This window comes from Actinoplanes xinjiangensis (assembly GCF_003148685.1).
Classification (GTDB): Bacteria; Actinomycetota; Actinomycetes; order Mycobacteriales; family Micromonosporaceae; genus Actinoplanes; species Actinoplanes xinjiangensis.
Window position 1 is genome coordinate 88,488 of sequence record NZ_QGGR01000030.1, and the last position, 17,996, is coordinate 106,483.

At 70.7% G+C, this 17,996-nt stretch carries 14 protein-coding genes; 9 read left to right on the forward strand and 5 right to left on the reverse strand.

The genetic code is table 11. From position 1 onward, the window contains the following. Positions 1 to 7: 7 nt before the first annotated feature. From BC793_RS40560 to BC793_RS40590, 7 genes are all read left to right on the forward strand, one after another. A complete protein-coding gene (locus tag BC793_RS40560; protein WP_109601932.1) occupies positions 8 to 604 on the forward strand; it encodes a type VII secretion system-associated protein in 597 nt (198 codons plus the stop codon). Continuing rightward, a complete protein-coding gene (locus BC793_RS40565; protein ID WP_109601933.1) occupies positions 601 to 1,188 on the forward strand; it encodes a type VII secretion system-associated protein in 588 nt (195 codons plus the stop codon). The genes BC793_RS40560 and BC793_RS40565 overlap by 4 nt, the downstream gene beginning before the upstream one ends. After that, entirely contained in the window at positions 1,176 to 1,700 is a 525-nt protein-coding gene (locus BC793_RS40570; RefSeq protein ID WP_109601934.1) for a type VII secretion system-associated protein, read from the forward strand. The genes BC793_RS40565 and BC793_RS40570 overlap by 13 nt, the downstream gene beginning before the upstream one ends. Next, positions 1,697 to 2,617, forward strand: a complete 921-nt coding sequence (locus tag BC793_RS40575) for a hypothetical protein (protein WP_109601935.1) — start codon at positions 1,697 to 1,699, stop codon at positions 2,615 to 2,617. Before BC793_RS40570 ends, BC793_RS40575 begins: the two co-directional genes overlap by 4 nt. After that, entirely contained in the window at positions 2,617 to 3,639 is a 1,023-nt protein-coding gene (locus BC793_RS40580) for a hypothetical protein (RefSeq protein ID WP_109601936.1), read from the forward strand. The genes BC793_RS40575 and BC793_RS40580 overlap by 1 nt, the downstream gene beginning before the upstream one ends. Positions 3,640 to 3,765: 126 nt before the next feature. Continuing rightward, a complete protein-coding gene (locus BC793_RS40585; protein ID WP_109601937.1) occupies positions 3,766 to 4,689 on the forward strand; it encodes a hypothetical protein in 924 nt (307 codons plus the stop codon). After that, a complete protein-coding gene (locus BC793_RS40590) occupies positions 4,686 to 5,585 on the forward strand; it encodes a GlcNAc-transferase family protein (RefSeq protein WP_109601938.1) in 900 nt (299 codons plus the stop codon). Before BC793_RS40585 ends, BC793_RS40590 begins: the two co-directional genes overlap by 4 nt. Positions 5,586 to 5,791: 206 nt before the next feature. On the opposite strand, the gene BC793_RS40595 is transcribed toward BC793_RS40590, so the two are convergent. From BC793_RS40595 to BC793_RS40610, 4 genes are read right to left on the reverse strand one after another with little or no spacing between them, the layout of a single operon-like run. Then, positions 5,792 to 6,823 (reverse strand): Dyp-type peroxidase, encoded by a 1,032-nt coding sequence (locus BC793_RS40595; protein WP_109601939.1) that lies wholly within the window; start codon positions 6,821 to 6,823, stop codon positions 5,792 to 5,794. Further along, positions 6,820 to 8,064 (reverse strand): S8 family peptidase, encoded by a 1,245-nt coding sequence (locus BC793_RS40600; protein ID WP_239170727.1) that lies wholly within the window; start codon positions 8,062 to 8,064, stop codon positions 6,820 to 6,822. Before BC793_RS40600 ends, BC793_RS40595 begins: the two co-directional genes overlap by 4 nt. Positions 8,065 to 8,093: 29 nt before the next feature. Further along, positions 8,094 to 8,423, reverse strand: coding sequence for a hypothetical protein (locus BC793_RS40605; protein ID WP_109601941.1), 330 nt, complete (start codon positions 8,421 to 8,423; stop codon positions 8,094 to 8,096). Next, a complete protein-coding gene (locus BC793_RS40610; protein WP_109601942.1) occupies positions 8,420 to 15,358 on the reverse strand; it encodes an RHS repeat-associated core domain-containing protein in 6,939 nt (2,312 codons plus the stop codon). Before BC793_RS40610 ends, BC793_RS40605 begins: the two co-directional genes overlap by 4 nt. Before the next feature lie 231 nt (positions 15,359 to 15,589). On the opposite strand from BC793_RS40610, the gene BC793_RS49235 reads away from it, so the two are divergent. Both BC793_RS49235 and BC793_RS40620 read left to right on the forward strand, forming a co-directional pair. Next, a complete protein-coding gene (locus BC793_RS49235; protein ID WP_146246689.1) occupies positions 15,590 to 15,877 on the forward strand; it encodes a hypothetical protein in 288 nt (95 codons plus the stop codon). A 162-nt stretch (positions 15,878 to 16,039) separates the two neighbouring features. Continuing rightward, positions 16,040 to 16,732 (forward strand): integrase core domain-containing protein, encoded by a 693-nt coding sequence (locus BC793_RS40620; RefSeq protein WP_239170728.1) that lies wholly within the window; start codon positions 16,040 to 16,042, stop codon positions 16,730 to 16,732. Positions 16,733 to 16,922: 190 nt separating this feature from the next. Here BC793_RS40620 and BC793_RS40625 read toward each other — a convergent pair whose 3' ends face one another. Then, positions 16,923 to 17,828, reverse strand: coding sequence for a hypothetical protein (locus tag BC793_RS40625; protein WP_249037411.1), 906 nt, complete (start codon positions 17,826 to 17,828; stop codon positions 16,923 to 16,925). Positions 17,829 to 17,996 lie beyond the last annotated feature (168 nt).

The following is a 17,996-nucleotide window of genomic DNA, read 5'->3' on the forward strand; positions in this document are numbered from 1 at the left end:
GAGAATCATGACTGACCAGCCGGAAGAGTCGTATTTCCTGCTGATGGATCCGGAGTGGGAGCGGCGCGAGGGTGACGAGACGCCGCCGATGCGGTCGGTGGTCGGCCTGTGGCCGATGCACGCGGACGGCTCGATGGGCCGGTTCCGCAGCAACCCGGAGTATGTTCCGCTGCGCCCGGAGTCGCCGACCGACCCGATCGACGCGCTGCTGCGCCTGGCGATGCGCGGCGACGCCCGGATGGAGCAGGTGCAGCTCGTGCTGCGGGACACCCTGATCGACCTGGCGATGAACGGTGACGGCCGCCCGCTGGTCGTCCGGTCCCCCGACGACGTGCCGTGCGTGGTCATCGCCACGTCGGGGCAGCACCAGCAGCGCGTGTTCGCGCCGGAGTGGCACCGGATCGAGCTGGAGACGCTCGTCGAGCGGCTCGCCGACGGCATCGACGTCATGATCAACCCGAACGGGCCGGCGCCGGTCCGCCTCACCGGCGGCTTCCTGCGGCACACCGCACAGCTCAGCGAGGAGCAGGTCGCCGAGTTGCAGGAGGTGTTCCGGGACTCCGAGGGCGTCACGGTGGTCCCCTGGGAGATGGGCGCCCGATGAGCACGGAGAACTACTTCCTCCTGATGGATCCGGACCGGGCGCCGGACGGGCCGGGGACGATCCCGGCGTTCGAGGCGGTCATCGGGGTCTGGCCGGTGTCCGGGGACGGCACCGTCGGCGCGTTCCGCGGCAACCCGGACTATCTTCCGCGCGACCCCGACGCGGTCGCCGACCCGCTGGACGCGCTGTTCCGGCTGGCCATTCAGGGCAGGGCCGGGGCCGAACAGATTCAGCTGGTCCTGCGCGACTCGCTCTTCGAGGCCGCCCTCAACGGCGACGGACGCCCCCTGATCATGCGCTCGCCGGACGACGTGCCGTGCATGGTGATCGCCACCAGCGGTCCCCGGCGGGACCAGGCCACCGCGCCGCAGTGGCGCCGGATCGATCTGACCGAGCTGGTGTCGCTGCTGCCGGACCGGGTGGACGTGCTGTTCAACCCGGGCAGCGCGGTGCCGTTCCGGCTGATCGGCGACTTCGTCCGCGAGGCGCTGCTGATGAGCGACGAGGAGATCACCGAGGCGTACGAGGCGGTCCGCGAGTCGCTGAGCGACCAGCGCCTGGAGGTGGTGCCGTGGAGTCTCTGAACGGCGGCTCCCCGGCCGGCGAATTCGTGCTGCTCGTCGATCCGGAGTGGGAGAGCGAGGAGGAGGGCGGCGAGCCGCCGTTCGAGGCGGTCGTCGGGATGTGGCCGATCGGCCCGGACGGTACGACCGGCCGGTTCCGCAGCAACCCGGAGTACCTGCCCTTCTTCGAGGAGTCTCCGTCCGATCCGATCGACGCGCTGCTGCGGCTCGCCCTGGACGGCGAGACGGAGATGGCGCGGTTGCGGGCGGTTCTGCGTGACTCGACGTTCGAGCTGGCGATGAACGGGGACGGTAATCCCCTGGTGGACCGCTCCCCCGACGACGTGCGCTGCGTGATCGTCGCGACCAGTGCGCCGCATCGGTCGCGGGTGGCCGCGCCGGACTGGAGGCTGACCGACCTCGATCAGCTGCTCGTCCTCACCGCCGGGGAGGGGTACGACGCGCTGTTCAACCCGGGCGGACCGGCCCCGGCCCGGCTGACCGTGGACTTCCTGCGGGAGACGGCCGGATGAGCGCCGGAATGCTGCACCTGCTCTGCCTGCGCGCCGCCGGCCGGATCCCCGACGACGAGCTGGCCGAGCTGCGCGTGATGGTCGCCGACGGTGACGAGGTCACCTGTGCCGCCCGTCTTCTCGGGGCCTTCCCGCAGGCGGCGGAGGAGATCACCGCACTGGCCGGGCTGCTGCCACCCGGCACGCCGCTGCCCGCCCCGGCCGCCGACGACGAACTGGACGCCGCCGTGGCGACGCCCTTCATCCCGTTCCCCCCGGCCGACCTGCCGTACTACGCGGTGTCGGCTCCCACTGTCGTCGACGAGACCACGGGCGGTGTGGTCGACGACCTCGACCACGCCCTGCTCGACGTGCTGGACCTCCGGCGTACGACGGGAGTGTGGCGCTGCTGGCGGATCACCGTCGGGCCGGGCGACGAGGCGAGCGCGGTCCGGGTCTACCTGGTCGAGACGATGGAGTCCGTCGAGGAACTGCCGGCGGTCGCCGTCCGGGGACAGCGGGCGCTCGCGGCCGCCGGTCATGCCGCGCTGGTCGAGGTCTTCCAACCGGGCCTGCCGCTGCCGTCCTACCAGTGGGCGGCCCGGTCCCGGGCCGCCCTGATCTGGGCCCCGTGGCCGGCCGGTGAGGTGCGGCTGGCCGCCGACGGCCCGGCCTCGGTGCCGGTGGACGACGACGACATCCTGCCGCTCGTCACCTATCTGCGGTCGGCGCCCGCCGTGGTGCCCGGCCTGCACACCGACGGCGAGTGGGTGTGGCCGGCGTCGGCGGCCGACCGGGTGCTCGACGAGGCCGCTCTGACCGATCCTGATCTGCTCAGCCACCTGCGGTCCCGCCTGCGCGAACCGCACGACCCGGCGGACGCGGTCGCCGTCCACCGGGCGCTGGCCTCGCTGATCCGGGCCGGAGTGGTCACCTGATGTCCCCCGGCGACCGGGTCCTGCCGCGCCTGCATCTGCTTCTGCTCCGGGTGGCGGGCTGGACCTCCGACGACGTCGTCTGCCTGCTGCGTGCCCGGCTCGCCGAGGGCCGGCTCTCCGAGGTCGCCCGCTCGCTGCTGGGCGCGGTGCTCGCCGACCGGATCCCGATCCGCCCCGAGGACGCCGGGCTGCTCGCCCGCATGCTGCCCGAGGTCCCCGAGATCGCGCTGCTCGCCGGCGCCGTGCCCGCGAACGGGGCGCTGCGCCCGGCGCACATGTTCGCGCCGGTGCTCGCCCCCGCCCGTACCCCGCCGACGGTTCTGGATCTGAGCGCCACCGACACGGTGAGCCGAGCGGATCGCGCCGCGCGGGAGGCGCTCGGCCAGGTGACCCACCCCCTCGGCCTGTGGCGTTCCTGGCGGTCCACCGCCGGCGGCCGGGACGTCCCGGTCTACCTGGTGCACACCGGTGCGGACGCCGCGAGCCTGCCCGGCGCGGCCGACTGGGTGCAGGGCGAGCTGGCCCGCGCCGGGGTCACCGACCCGCAGGTCGAGGTGTGGGGTCCCGGCGTCGGCCTGCCGCCGTACCAGCGTCTGGCTCTGGGCCGTTCGGCCCTGCTGTGGGCCGCCGAGCCGGCGCGGCCGGTGACCGTGGCACGGGTCTTCGACTCCTGGGATCCGGTTGCGGGCGGCCGGTTCGACGCCGGTCATCCGCTGCTCGGCGCCGGTGACGAGATGGCCCGGGTGCTGGATTATCTGCGGCAGGGGCGGGTGCTGACCACCACCGCCGTCACCGAGCCGGACGTGTTCGATCCCGGCGCCGGTGGGATGATCCCGATGACCTTCCGCACCGACGGCACGTGGATCTGGACGGACGCGGTCATCCACTATCTGAACGCCTACGCGCTCAGCCCCGACGAGGACCTTCTCACGCACATCCGCGAACGCGACCATGTCTTCACCGAGCCGTCTCCGGTCGCCGAGCACCGCGCCATGGTGGCGCTGACCGCGCCCTCTCCCTAGCCCCAGCCCTCACCCTCACTCGCGTGAGGCCGGGGCCGGGTACGAACGGGACCGCTTGCGGTCCGTAGGGGCACAGCGCCGCGCCCGGGTCCGCACGGTCGCGTACCGGCGTGGTCGAATGCCGGGATGACCGACCAGGACCAGCTCCACACCGCCTTGCTGAACCTCGGCGGCCGGGTCCCCGACGCGATGCTGGCCGAGGCCAGGCTGCGGCTGGCCGACACCGGCACGGTGTCGCTCCCCGAGCCGGAGAGCACCCTCGAACTGGCGTTCACCTTCTCCGTCTCCCAGCCGGGCAAACGTGCTTTCGGCGGGCAGGCGCCGCCGCTGACCGATCTGATCGGCCGGGCCGGCCTGATGGAGGAGCCCGACCGGGTGGCGGTACAGACCGTCGCGGGCCTGCCCGGGGCGGTGGCCCTGTGGCGCAGCTGGCGGATCGCCCCGGACTGGGCTGCGCAGGTGATCCCGCCAGCCGCGGTCTACGTCCTCGAGACGACCGGCTCACCGGCCACGGCGGCGGCCACGGTGATGCGTGCGCTGGCCACGGCCGGGATCACGGCGCCCCTGGTCGAGGTGTACGTCACCGGGGACAAGCTTCCGCCGTACCAGGCCGCGGCCCGCAACTCCAGCGCCCTGCTGTGGGCCGACCGGGACACCGAACCGCTCCGGATCGCCCGGGTCTTCGACGTCGTGGACGACGCCGGGGCCCGGTTCACCGACGGGCACGAGCGCCTGTCCGGTGAGGATCTCGCGCGGGTGGTCGCCTACCTGGACGCGGGCGCCCCGGTACTGGCCACCACGTCGCGTACGCCCGACGTGGTGCGACCGGATCGCGGCCCGGTCGTCCCGATGACCTATCGCACCGACGGCCGGTGGCTGTGGCCCGAGTCGGTCGCCTACTACGCCCGGGAGTACGGTCTGGCGCCGCAGCCGGAGCTCACCGAGCACATCCGGTCGCGGGGCCGCCTGCTCCCGGTGACCGACCCGGCCGACGAGCATCGCGCCCTGGCCGTGCTGTTCCAGTCGCACGCGATGGTGGCGGTGCCGTGACGATCTTCGTGGCCATCGCGTCGTACCGCGACCGGGAACTGGTCCCGACGGTGCTGGACTGTATCGCCAAGGCGGCGAGGCCGGACGAAATCCGCATCGCGGTCTGCTGGCAGCACCTCGGTGACGAGGACATCTCCGCGATCCGGGACCTGCCCCAGGTCGACATCCAGGAGTACGACGCCAGGGAGAGCCGGGGCGCCTGCTGGGCCCGCGACAAGACGTTCCAGCAGTACCGCGGCGAGGAGTGGCTGCTGCAGGTGGACAGCCACACCCGGTTCGCGCCGGGCTGGGACGCGCGGATGCTCCGGATGGCGGCCGAGACCGGTGCGGCGAAACCCGTCCTCACCGCGTACCCGGCCAGTTACGAACCGGATCAGGAGTTCACCGGCGAAGGGCAACCGGCCGAGATCATCGTCAACGACTGGACGGCTTTCGGGATACCCATGTTCGGTCAGCGCCTGATCGATGGCGCGGCACCGGGTGTGCCACCCAAACCCGCGAACTTCCTGGCCGCCGGTTTCCTCTTCGCACCGGGCTCCTTCACCGTCGAGGTCCCCTACGACCCGAACATCTACTTCCACGGCGAGGAGATCACCCTCGCGCTGCGGGCTTTCACCCGGGGTTATGACCTGTTCCACCCGACCGAGGTGCTGACCTGGCACTACTACATCCGCGAGGACAGGCCACGGCACTGGAGCGACCATGCCGCCGAGGACTGGGCCCGGCTCGAGGAGCTGAGCCGCCGGAGGGTGCTCTACATGCTGCACACGCCACCGGTCGATCGGCTCGGCATCGGCACGGTGCGCACCCTGCAGCAGTTCGTCGAACATTCCGGGTGCAACTTCGTCCGGCGTACGTGGACCGACACCCTCACACAGGAGCTGGTGCTGCTCTGACAAGGCACGGGTGATCGGCCGGCGCAGATTCCTGGGCCCCGATGGACGGACCGCCCGCACACAGGTCCGGCGACCGCTTCCAGGCCGGCGCCGTTCGTGAAGGCGATCCTGGTGGCGCAGGCATGCCAGGCGCATCCCGTCGTGGTGAAGCGCGTACTCATGCCGCTTGAACAGCCTGGATGACATTCTCGGCACCTGCAGGCCTGTCAGCCGATGAGTGCCCGGACGCCGGCCGGTGGCAGGACGAAGAAATAGCCGCCGCCGAACGGCAGCAGATACCGCTCCATCGCCTCGCCGGCGAGGCGGCGCTGGATCGTGGTGAAGCCCTTCTCCACGTCCCGCTGGTAGCAGATGAAGATCTGGCCGGTGTTCTCCGCGGACAGCCGGTAGGTGTAGCCGTGCCGCAGGATGCGGTGGGCCATGCTGTCCGGCGTTCTCGGGTTCGCCAGGCGGATGTGGGCGTCGACGGCGATCGCCTCGCCGTCGAGGTCGGGTTCGTCGGTCTGTCGTTGCCCGCTCAGGGGAGCTCCGGTGTCCTTGTACCGGCCGATCACGCGCTCCTGCTCGGCGACCGGATCGGAGTCCCAGGTCGGCATCGCCATCTGGATGAGCCGGACCACTTGATAGGTGCCGCCGGTGCACCAGGCGGGTTCGCCGTCGCCGGGCTGCACCCAGATCAGGTCTCCCATCAGCTGCCGGTCGGCGGCATCCGGGTTGCCGAGGCCTTCCTGGAAACCGAACGCGTTACGGATGCCGGGTCCGGGCGCGCTCGGGTGGGAGCCCTCGATGCTCCATCGCCGTCGCAGGCCCGGCACGGAGGGGCGGGCCGGCCCGCGCAGCTGCTCGAGGTCGTCGGCGACAGCCTGGACGAGCAGATCGCCGTGGCACCACTGTGGGTCGGGCACGTCGGCCCGGAAGGCCGGCATCTCGCTGAGCAGCCGGGGCCTGTCGATCGGGAACCGGCCGTCGAACAGCGACGCCCCTACCGCGATCGTGGCGGCCGTGCCGCGCAGGCGTTCCTCGAGGGCGGACAGTGGCGCCGCCAGTTCGGCGGCGGTGACGTCGTACGCGGTCAGGACCGCGGCCCGGCGGACGGGCGCGACCACGACGGGGTTGCCGGTGAGCACGCTGGGGGCGGTCTGCACGGGTGGAGGAGCGGGATCGGAGCAGCCGGTCAGGCCGGCCGCCGCGCTCGTGAGCCCGGCGGCCAGCACTGTCCGGCGACGGGGGCCGGTCATCGGCGGCGGAGGCTCTCGACCGGTGGATGCTCGACGTGGAGCAGCCGGTTCGGTGAGCCGAGAAGCGTGTCCGCGCGCAGCGCACCGGGAGTGGCGCCGGCGGTCAGCGCGGCGGCCACCTGGGCCGGCGTCAGTGTCGGCTGGTCGGCGAGCAGCAGTGCAGCAGCCCCGGCGACGTGCGGTGCCGCCATGGAAGTGCCTTTGAGGACGCGCGTGGCGTTGTCGGTGGCGTTGTGGGCCGACCGGATCTCCTGGCCGGGGGCGAACAGGTCGACGCACGTGCCGTAGTCCGAGCCGGACTGGGTGCCACCCCAGCCGGTCGCGCGCTCCCCGATCGAGTTGCTCGCCCCGACGGTGATCGCGCCGGGCACCGCCGCCGGGCTGTAGTCGCAGGCGTTGGCGTTCCAGTTGCCGGCCGCCACGACATAGGTGAAGCCGGCGTTGATCGAGTTGGTGACAGCGGTGTCCAGTGCGGTGGAACGCGAGCCGCCCAGGCTCATGTTGACCACCGCGGGGTGGACGCCGTTCTGCGTGATCCAGTCCACGCCGGCGATGATCTCGCTGTAGAGGCCCGCGTTGTTGCAGCCGAGCACCCGCACCGAGACCAGGGACACCCGTGAGGCGATGCCGAACGTGGCTCCGCCCACCGTGCCGGCCACGTGGGTGCCGTGCCCGTCGACGTTGCAGTCCTGGCCGTTCCAGCCGTCCTGCACGGTGTCCGCGCCGATGGTGGCGCGCCCGCCGAACTGGCTGTGCGTGGTGCGGATGCCGGTGTCCATGACGTAGGCGGTCACACCGCTGCCCGCCGAGTCCGGATAGCTGTACATGTCGTCCAGCACGGACGAGCGCTGGTCGACCAGGTCGAGGTTCCACAACGGGTACGGCCGCGACGTCGTCCCGTACGCGACGGCGTCGGCCTCGACCCGGGCCACCCGGGGGTCGGCCGCGAGCCGGCGGGCCTGCGTCTCGGTCGCCCGCAGCGCGAAGCCGTGCAGAGCCGTGCCGTACGAGTGGACGACCTCCCCGCCGTACCGGTCAGTGACCGAGTCCGACGCGAGGGCCGCGGGTCCCGCATCGTCCTTGAGCGTGACGATGTAGCGGTCCTTGACGGCCCCTCCGGCCGGCACGTACACCGGGCCGGTCAAGGGCGCCGCCGCCGCGCTGCCGGCAGCACCGGTCAGCGTGACGGCGACCGCGGCAGCGAGCACCGTTCCGGCGAGTCGCCGGGTACGTCTTCCCATCGTGTCCTCCCCCATGTGCGTACTCGTGGTCAGCGCTCGCCGACGGTGAAGCCGGCGCACCAGAAGGAGGCGATCCCGTACTCGGGGTCGGTGACCCGCCAGCGCAGGTCCTCCCAGCCGTCCGCGGCCATGTCGACGATCTGGAGCCCGAGCGGCAGGTCGCCGGCCTCCTGGTGGAACTCGAGCCCGGTGACTCCGGTGAAGCGGAGCACCGGTGCCTCTCCTGCCCCGGGGGCGGTGGCCCGCGCCTGGATGGACAGGCGCAGGCCGTCGGCGGCGTTGTCGATCTCGACCCGCCCGATCACCCACGCGGCGCGGGCGAGCAGGGCGTCGTAGGCCGCCAGTGGATCGATGGTCATGGCGTGAACTCTCCCGGTACGTGTTTCTCGATCTCGTGGCCGTTCTTTCCGGGGCCGTACACGAACCGGTGGTAATGGGTGTCCGGGATGCCCTGGCCCGGCAGTCCGGCGTTGTAGTCGGTGCGCCCGATGAGCCGGCCGTACTGATCGTAATGAGCGGTCCACGGTTCCTGCCGTTCCCCGCCGGGGCCACGGTTGTTGTTGTAGGTGCCCTCGATGATCCGGGTGCCCGGTGTCGTCTGTTTCGGCGCCTTGAAGCCCTTGTCCAGCAGGTAGTAGCCGGGGATGTAGCCGTCGTCGCCGGTGCCCCCGGAGCCACCGCCCGGGTTGGCCGGCTTCTCGCCGGTGGGGTCGGTCAGCAGGGTCGGCTGGTTGCTGACGTAGGCGTACAGGTTGAGGCCGCCGGCGAAACCGATCGGGTCCTCGCTGAGGAACCGTTGCAGAACCGGGCTGTAGTACCGCTCGCGGTAGAAGTAGAGTCCCGTGCCGTCGTCCTCGCGGCCGGTGTAGCGGTACGGGTTGCCGTTGTCGGTGCCGGTGACGGTGGTGGCGCCGAACGGCTCGTAGGAGTACGCCGCCCCGGCCCCGGTCGTGTCGACCAGGCCCACCGTGCTGCCCAGCGCGTCGGTGAGGTAGCGCCGGGTGGTGCCGCCGCTCTCGCGCAGCTGGAAGCCGTCGGTGCCCGCGCTGGTCATGGTGGCGGTGACGGCACCGTTCACGCTCTCCTGCAACGGGTTCGTGCCGTCGTAGAGATAGGTGGTGGTGGCACCGTCGACGGTTCGCCCGGTGCGGCGCCCGTCGGTGGCGTACGTGAAGGATGCGCTCCGGTCCGCGCCGGACAGGGCGGCGAGTTCGCCGCGCGCGTTCCAGGTGTAGGTGGTGACGCCGTCGGAGGTGATGTTGCCGTCGGCGTCGTGGGTGACCGCCGTGTCGGCGACCTTCTCGATCCGATTCGCGGCGTCGTAGGTGGCCGGGCCGAACTCCGGCGGCAGGGCGGTCCGCGAGTACGTGCCGGTGACGCGGATCGGCCGGCCGGCGGCGTCGTACTCGTAGCCCAGGTCGCCCAGCACGGTGGTGCCGTTGCGGTAGGTGATGGTCTTGACCTGGCCGGCGTCGGTGTACGCATAGGTCTGGCTGATGCCGGTGCTCGGTGCGCCGGCCCGCTCGGCGCGGCCGGTGACGTCGCGGCCGACGGTCGTCACCGCGGTGCCGCCCTGCTGGATCTCCTGCAGGGCACCGTTGGCGTCGTACAGGTGCCGGGTCGCGGTACGCCCGGCGACGGTGAGGGTCCGATCACGAACCGCGGCGGTGTAGCTGTAGGCCACGCTGCCCTGCGGTGTGCCCTCGCCGGTGATCCGGTCCAGATCGTCGTAGTCGGTGGTGACCACGCCGGACACGCTGTCCTCGGTGCGGCGCAGCCGGTTCCCCGCGTCGTAGCCGTAGGTGATCGTGCCGCCGCCGGTCACCGTGCGCTGTCGGAGCCGGTCGAGCTCGTCGTACGCGTTCTCGGTGACCACGCCGCGGCGGCTGGTGTGCTTGTCCGCGTTGCCGTTGAGGTCGTACTCGTAGGCCTCGGACTGCCCGGCCGGATCGGTCACCGTCTCGACCTGGTCGCGGGTGTTGTAGCCGAAGTGGGTGGTGCCGCCGCGGGCGTCGGTCACCTCGGTGCGGTTGCCGTTGGCGTCGTAGTCGAAGCGGGTGGTACGGCCGAGGCCGTCGGTGACGGCGCGGACCAGGCCGGCCGCGTCGACGGTGGTGTCGGTGCGCACACCGAGCCCGTCGGTGGCCCGGACCGGACGGCCGATCCCGTCGTACGCGGTGCGGCTGACGTTGCCGGCCTCGTCGGTCGTCTGCACCGCGTCGGAGCCGGCGTACACCGTGGTGACCGCCTTGCCGGCCGGGTCGGTGAGCCGGGTGACCTGGCCGGCCGCGTCCGTCGTGACCAGCGACTTGCGATTCTGCCGGTCGGTGACGCTCTTGAGGTATCCCTTGCCGTCGATCTCGTAGACGGTCGCCTTGCCGTAGCCGTCGGTGTGCCTGGTCAGCTCGGCGTAGGGCCCCGTCCAGTCGAACGTCTCGCTCCGGGCCTGGGCTGTGCCGTCCAGCACGGTGATCTTGTTGACCTGCCCGGCGGCGTTGTACGTGTAGGCGGTGCGCCGGTTCAGCGCGTCGACCGTGGCGGCGCGGCGGACGCCGGACGTGTCGTAGGTCGTGGTCGTGGTCTGGGCGAGGCCGGTGCCGTACGCCTTGGTGTCGGTGAGGACCTGGCCCTGCGCGTTGAAGGTGAAGCGCCGCTTGTTGCCCTCCGGGTCGGTCATCGTCGTCTCGGTGACCGAGGTGCCGGAGGTGACGTAGTCGAAGGTGATCAGACCGCCGTCCGGGCCCTTCTGGGTCTTCACCCGCTTGTTCGCGTCGTAGGTGTTGACCAGGTACTCGGTGCCGCGCGGGTCGGTGATGCTCTTGAGCAGGCCGTTCTCCCACGTGTAGCGGGTGACGCCGCCGCGGGTGTCGGTGACGGTGGACAGCCGGTTGCCGGTGTCGTAGGTGTAGCCGACCTTGCGGCCGATGTTGTCCTCGATGGACGTGATCTTCGGCGGATTGGCCTGGTCGTAGCTGAACTTCACCCATCGGCCGTTCGGCGAGGTGATCTGGGTGACCGCGCCGTTGAGGCGGACCTTGCCGTCGGTGCCGGGCGCGGCGGTGGCCCGGGTGATGGTGGTGGTGTTGCCGAACTTGTCACGGATCTCCTGCACCGGCGACTCGTCGCCGAGCACGTACACGGTGCCGTCACGAAGTTTGACGTCCCAGCCGTCGCCGTTCCAGGCCACGGTCGAGCCGTCGTACCGGGTCGGTGTGGGGTCGGCCTTGAAGATCGCGCCGGCGTAGTCGTTGCCGGGGGACGTCCGGGAGTAGTGGATCTTGCTGCCGTCCGGTTGGACGAGATCGAACTGCTGGAAGTCGAAGTTGCCGATCTGCCCCGGCGACCAGGGGAACAGCCCGTAGTCGAAGTTGGTGCCGACGCCGAACGCCCGGGTGTCCACGTCGCCCTGCTGATAGGTGCGCTTGATCTCGATCGGCACGATGTCGTCGACGGTCAGGTCGACGGCCTCGTCCACGAGCAGGCCGGTGGACGGGTCCACCGGGTCACCGACCCGGGCGCCGTTGGGCCGGGGTGCGTTCTGGGCGGGGTTCATGCCCGGCACCGCGGTCATCGCGCCGGTGAGCCGGTAGAACTTGACGTCCGGGTCGGGGACGATCTGCTTGCCGTCCGGGGTGACTGTGCCCAGGCCGTACAGGTGCCAGCCCTTGACGTCGGGGTCGTAGTTCCAGAACTGCGTCCGGGTGCCCGGCGCTTCCCTGGTGTAGTTCGGATAGACGATCCGCGCGCCCTCCGGGAAGAGGACCCCGCCACCGGGTTGGACGGAGAAGTACACCGGGACGCGGGTGGGCGGCAGGGGGAACGGCGGCCGGTCGATCGGGATCGGCGTCAGGCTCAGCTCGTGGGCGACGTTGCCGTCGGCGTCGCGGATCACGGTGCCCTTCGGGATGTGCACCTCGAGGCCGGGAATGGCCTTCGTGGTCAGCACGATCTCGCGGGTGGTCGGGCTCGGCACGGAGACCGTGGCCCGGACGTCGATCTTCGGCAGGAAGACCGTGTACGGCAGGACAAGCACCTCACCGTGGGTGACGTCCACGCCGATGTCGAAGACCCCGTACGTCCCGCGGGCGGTACCGGTGGTGCCCCGCCCGTCGACACGCAGCGCGAGATGCCCGGACGGGAGACCGGCGAGGGCGAACCGGCCGTCCGCACCTGTCGTCGTAGTCTTGCCGCGGGCGCTGACGGTGACACCGCCCAGGGGGTTGCCTCCGGTGGCGAGCACCCGGCCCACCACACCGGTCACGCCGGCGGGGAACTGCAGCGCCCGTTCCCGGGTGGGCGCCGGCGCACGGCGGGTGGACCAGTCCACGCCGGCCAGGTTCTTCGCGTCGGGCGTCCATCCGGTGTCCTCGCACGCCTGCGCGGTCGCCGGTGGCGGCGCGGGAGCCGCAGCGGGCTCACCGGGCTGCTGCAGGACGGGAGCGCTCAGCGCCGGTTTCTGCTCGGCGCCGGTGGCGCAGCTGGGCAGAACCGCCCCGGCCGTGCCCGGCTCCTCCTTGAAGGGCGCCTTGGTAGCCGCCGCGGCCGCCTTGCGGTGCACGGCCATGTCGAACGATCCGGTCGCGCCGTTGCCCGGGTCGAAGATCAGCGTGTACGTGCCGGTCGTCGGCAGGCTGGGCAGCAGCTCGGTGAAGTAGTACATGCGCCAGCGCCGCGCCAGCACCGCGCCGGCCGGGTCCAGGACCGTGAAGTAGATCGTGTTGCCGCCCAGGTTGAGGTTGGACAGCGTGATCTGGGTGGTGACTGCGGCCGTACCGTCGAAGGTCATCAGGCCGTTCTGGCCGGGCCGGGCGATCGGGAAGCTCTTGGCCGCGCCGCCGACCTCGGCCTTGCCGAGGTTGAGTTCCGAGGACAGCAGGAGGTTGTACGCGCCCGTGGCCGCGTTGTTCGGGGTCAGCTCGATGCGGTAGGTCCCGGCGGCCGGCAGCGCGGGCAGGTCGATGCCGTAGCGCAGATCGATGGTTCCCCAGAAGTCGAGCTGGGCGTTGTCCGGCTTGTAGATCCGGGTCAGCACGAAGTCGATGTCGCCCGTGGCGCCGAAGGACAGCCGCTGGCCGGCGGTCCCGGTGAACGTGGCCACGATGCGCTGACCCGGCAGGGCGACGTCCGCCTTGGTGGCGGGCGCGTCCGGAGTCAGCGCGCCCACGTTGCGCGGCTCGGCCGCAACCACGGCGAGTGTGCCCTTGCCGGCGGACTCGGGATCGACCTGCAGCCGGTACTTGCCGGTGACCGGCAGCGCCGCGATGTCGATGGAGCGGCCGCTGCCGAGCGACACCAGGAACCCGTCCGGCTTGTAGAGGCGCAGGTTCACCTCACCGGGCAGGGACCGGTCCGTCGTGCCGAGGTAGAGCGGCCGGCCCTGCACCCCGTTGAAGTCGAGCCACACGTCGCGGCCGGGCCGGTCGACGGTCACGGTCTTCATGGCGTTGACCGGCAGCTCGCCGCCCTCGGCCCGGGTGGACAGCCAGGCGTTGAGGCCGCCGACGGCGTGCCAGCCCGTGACGAAGATGCTGTGCTGCCCGGTCTTGCGCAGCGTGGGTATGTCCCGCGACTCGGCCCACCCGGTCTCGAGGGTCACCTGGACCTCGTCGGGCTCCACCATGATCGCCGCCGGGTACGCGGGCCGGTCGTTCTGCTGCAGCGTGTTGTCGGTGTAGCCGAGTTGCAGCACTTGACCGGTCGTGCCGGCGAACGGCAGTCGTACGGACTGCCCGGGACGCTGGATGGCGACCGGCACGGAGGAGCCGTTGACGGTCATCGTGGCGCCGTTGATGACGGTGGACAGCCAGACCCGGCCGAAGCCGAGCTCGTTCGCACCGAAGGTGATGGAGAGCTTGTAGGTGCCGGTCTGCTTGGGCTTGAACACCATCGTGGGCGTGTAACGGGTCAGCGACGCCTGCCACGTGAACACCGAGTTGTCGGGCGCGGTCACCTTGACCACGTACGTGTTGGCCGGCTCGCTGAGCTCGGTGAGGCCGAAGCTCATCCACTGGTTGGCGGTGGCCGCGAACGTGGTCTGGAACGGCTGTTGGGGCACGGTGATCTGGAACGGGACCCCGGAGCCGTCGGCGGTCAGTGCCGTTCCGCTCAGCGTGTTCGACGCGGTGATGCGCATGCTGCCCGACGCGCCGTCGTTGGGCTTGATGACCATGGCATAGGTGCCGGTCGCAGTCAGCTTCGGCAGGTCCTGGCTGAGCGGGCCGCCGGACCACAGGTCGAGGGGATCGCCGAGCACCCCGCGGGCGAAGTTGCCGCCGTAGGGCTGGTAGAGCCACAACGCCGAGCGCTTGGGGACGGTGTTGCCGTCGAACTTGAGGTTGAGGTTCTCGCCCGCGACGCCGTCGATCAGCACCAGCGCCGCCTTGCCGGCCGGCACGGTCACCGTCAGCGACGGGCTGCCTGCCTTGATCCGGCCGCTGGGCACCAGGTTGCTCATCACGAAGCCCCGCGGAGCGACGTAGAAGTCACCCGCGCTCTCCGCGGTGCCGCCGGCCGTACGCACCGACACTTTCCCGGACTGCGCCGCCGCGGGGACCCGCACCTTGAGCGTCGTGGCGCTCGCCTCCTGCACCCGGGCGGTGGTGCGGTGGAACATCACCACGTTGCGCGCCGGGTCGGTGTCGAAGCCGGTGCCGGTGATGGTCACCAGGTCGTTCTTGTTGCCCCGGTCGGTCGACAGGGCGGTGATGCCCGGCACCGGCGCGCCGTCCTCGACCCGGAACGGCCGGGGGCTCGTGGCGGAGTGGCCGCCGACGCTCACCTTCACCACGCCGTCCGTGGCGCCGCTCGGGATCTGGATGCGCAGCCGGCCGGTGGTCGCGCGGCTGACCGCGGCGGCGATGCCGTCGACGGTCACCTCGTTGGCGCTGGTCGTCGCGCTGAACCCGGCACCGCCGATCTCGATCGACGACCCCGCCGGGCCCCGCGCGGGGACCAGCGCGAACACAGCTACCGCGCCGGGTTCGATCCGCTCGGTGCGCAGCAGATTGCCGGCATCGTCGTAGCGGTAGGCCGCCGACCCGGTAGCGGGATCGGTGACTCCGGCCAGCTGTCCGGCGGCGTCGTAGAAGAACTCCCGAGGCCCGGGCGCCGCCGCCGCGTTCGCCGCCGCCGCGTTCGCCGTCGCCGCGTTCGCCGTCGCCGTCGCCGCGTTCGCCGCTGGCGGATGCTGCCCTGGCGGAGCGGTTTGAGCGGCCGCCGCGGCCGGAAGGCCGGCGACCGCAACGGTCACGGCGACCGCGACGTGGATCAGATGAGCAGGCAGACGGAACCGCATTGATCCCCCCGAAAGATCAGACCAATGGACCAACCCATCGATCGCCGTCAACGTAACCGAAACGATCCGCCCGCCGCCGCCCCCCTTTTCTCCGCCACCGGCGTCCGGCTGCCGACCCAGCTGCTGAAACCCTCAAACATCAGTAACCAAGGTTTAAAAATTGACACATGACGATGAAAATCTGACGGGTACGGGGCACCGGCCGGGAACGCGCCGGGCTACGCTGCGGCTGTGCCCGCACACCGCCGGATCGCTGCGTTGCTGATCTCGTCCTGCCTGTCGCCTCTGCTACTGTCGGCCGCCGCCTGCTCTTCAGACAGGCCCGACCGAGCCGCCGTGGTCGCAAAGATCCGGGCCGACCCCGACATGGCGGACGCCCCAGCAGCGGTGGTCGACTGCATCGCGGACTGGTACACGACCGACGCACCCGACAAGGCCCGCGAGGCGTTCCTGGCCGGAGAAGCCCCACCCGAAAGCGCCGGGCCCGAGATCCTCGAATGCCTCAAGAAAGCGACCTGACCCGGGCGTCATCCCATTCGCGATGAGGCGCACCTCGGCTCTCGAACGCTCCCCGCTACGCCCGGTTGACCTCGTCCGGCACCGGACCGCACGAACAGCACCTGGGCGACGTTCCTGCGCTCCCAAGCCCAGGCCGTCATCGCGGCGGACTTCTTCGAGACCGTGACGCTGACCGGCGCCCGCCTGTACGTGCTGGCCGTGATCGAGCACGCCACCCGCCGGGTCCGGGTTCTCGGTGTCACGCCCCATCCGACCGCCGCCTGGGTCGCGCAGGCTGCCCGGAACCTGGTCATGGACATCGAGGACCCCGGCGGCCAGGTGAAGTATCTGATCCGTGATCGAGACGGCAAAGACCCGGCCCTGCTCGACGCGATCCTGTCCGACGCCGGTATCGAGGTCGTGCTCACCGGGGTCCGGATGCCCCGGATGAACTCGATCATGGAGCGGTGGATCCAGTCCTGCCGCCATGAGCTACTCGACCGGACCCTGATCTTCAACCAGGCGCATCTGCTGTACGCCCTGCGCGAGCACGAACGCCACTACAACGACCACCGGCCGCACCGGGGCATCGCCAACGCCCGACCACACGCACCGCTACCCGAACCAACCACCGACCCGGCGACCCTCGGGCGGCTCCGCATCCACCGACATGATCGGCTCGGCGGACTCCTCCACGAATATGAGCATGCTGCCCGACCAGCACGGATGGCATTATCGGCACCCGCAGCGCTCGCCGGAGCTTCCGGCCAGCGCCTCCCAGAACCGTGGCGGCAGACGCCGAGCAGCTCGCCGGTGCGGTGCCCGAGGGGCTCGGGATACTCCTCATCGCCGGGGTCGGTCAGCGTGCCGGAGTAGCCGAAGATCACCGCGCGCATGGCCCACACACGGACGCGCCGGAGACCCCCATGGTGCGAGGGCCTCCGGCGAGGCGGTTACGTGCGGTGGATCAGGATCCGCGAAGGATCAGGTTGCCGTTGCCCGCGGCGCAGCTCTGCGAGCCGCTCACTTCGCTGGCGCGTTGTGCGGCGCCGCATTCGCCACGGCTTTATCCGGCTGGCGTTTCGTTCAATCCCAAACCACGCAGGATGTTATCGCGGTTCGCGTTTGCGCGCAGCGCGGTCAAGGAATTCAAGCGGCCCAGCAAAGTCGTGGAAGATGCAGGGCATTTCAAGTCTTGAATCGCGGACAAGGTTCTTTCGAAACGTTGGATGCGGCTTTCGAGGTCCGTTCCACTCGGAAGGTTCGCATTCTTGAGCGCTACCTGCGCGTTCACTTGGGCTTGAGTGGGTGGGCAGCGACCGGGAACGTTCACCCCGGTAGGGCCAACGCGGTCGGCCGTCGCGTTCGGATTGCCCGGGCTGAAACCCAGCGCCGGCACCAAAGCGTTGATGTCACCGGAGCCGGCTCCGGCGTTCCCCGTCGCTCCACTCGCGGCCGCGTCACCGGATCCTGTGGCGGCGGCTTTATCCGCTGGCGTTTCGTTCAAACCCAAACCACGCAGGATGTTATCGCGGTTCGCGTTTGCGCGCAGCGCGGTCAAGGAATTCAAGCGGCCCAGCAAAGTCGTGGAAGATGCAGGGCATTTCAAGTCTTGAATCGCGGACAAGGTTCTTTCGAAACGTTGAATGCGGCTTTCGAGGTCCGTTCCACTCGGAAGGTTCGCATTCTTGAGCGCTACCTGCGCGTTCACTTGGGCTTGAGTGGGTGGGCAGCGACCGGGAACGTTTACCCCGGTAGGGCCAACGCGGTCGGCCGTCGCGTTCGGATTGCCCGGGCTGAAACCCAGCGCCGGCACCAAAGCGTTAATGTTACCGGAGCCGGCTCCGGCGTTGCCCTGTTCGGCGGCCTGGCTCATCCCCGTGCCGACCGCGAGCGCCGAGCCGAGCAGCGCTGCGGCGGCACCTCCAATCACCAGCTTGCGCGTCCGGCTGCTGATTCCGCGTCGATACATGCACGGCTCCTCCTCGTCTCGGTACTGCTTGTGCCGAGATATACGAGCAGTGATGTGGCAGCAGTTCATGACGCTGAGCAAGCGTTCCTTAAAGTTTCTTTAACGTGACTCCCGGGGCGTGCAGCCGCCAGCATCGTCGCGCCCACGTCCGCGCGGCCCAGAAACGCC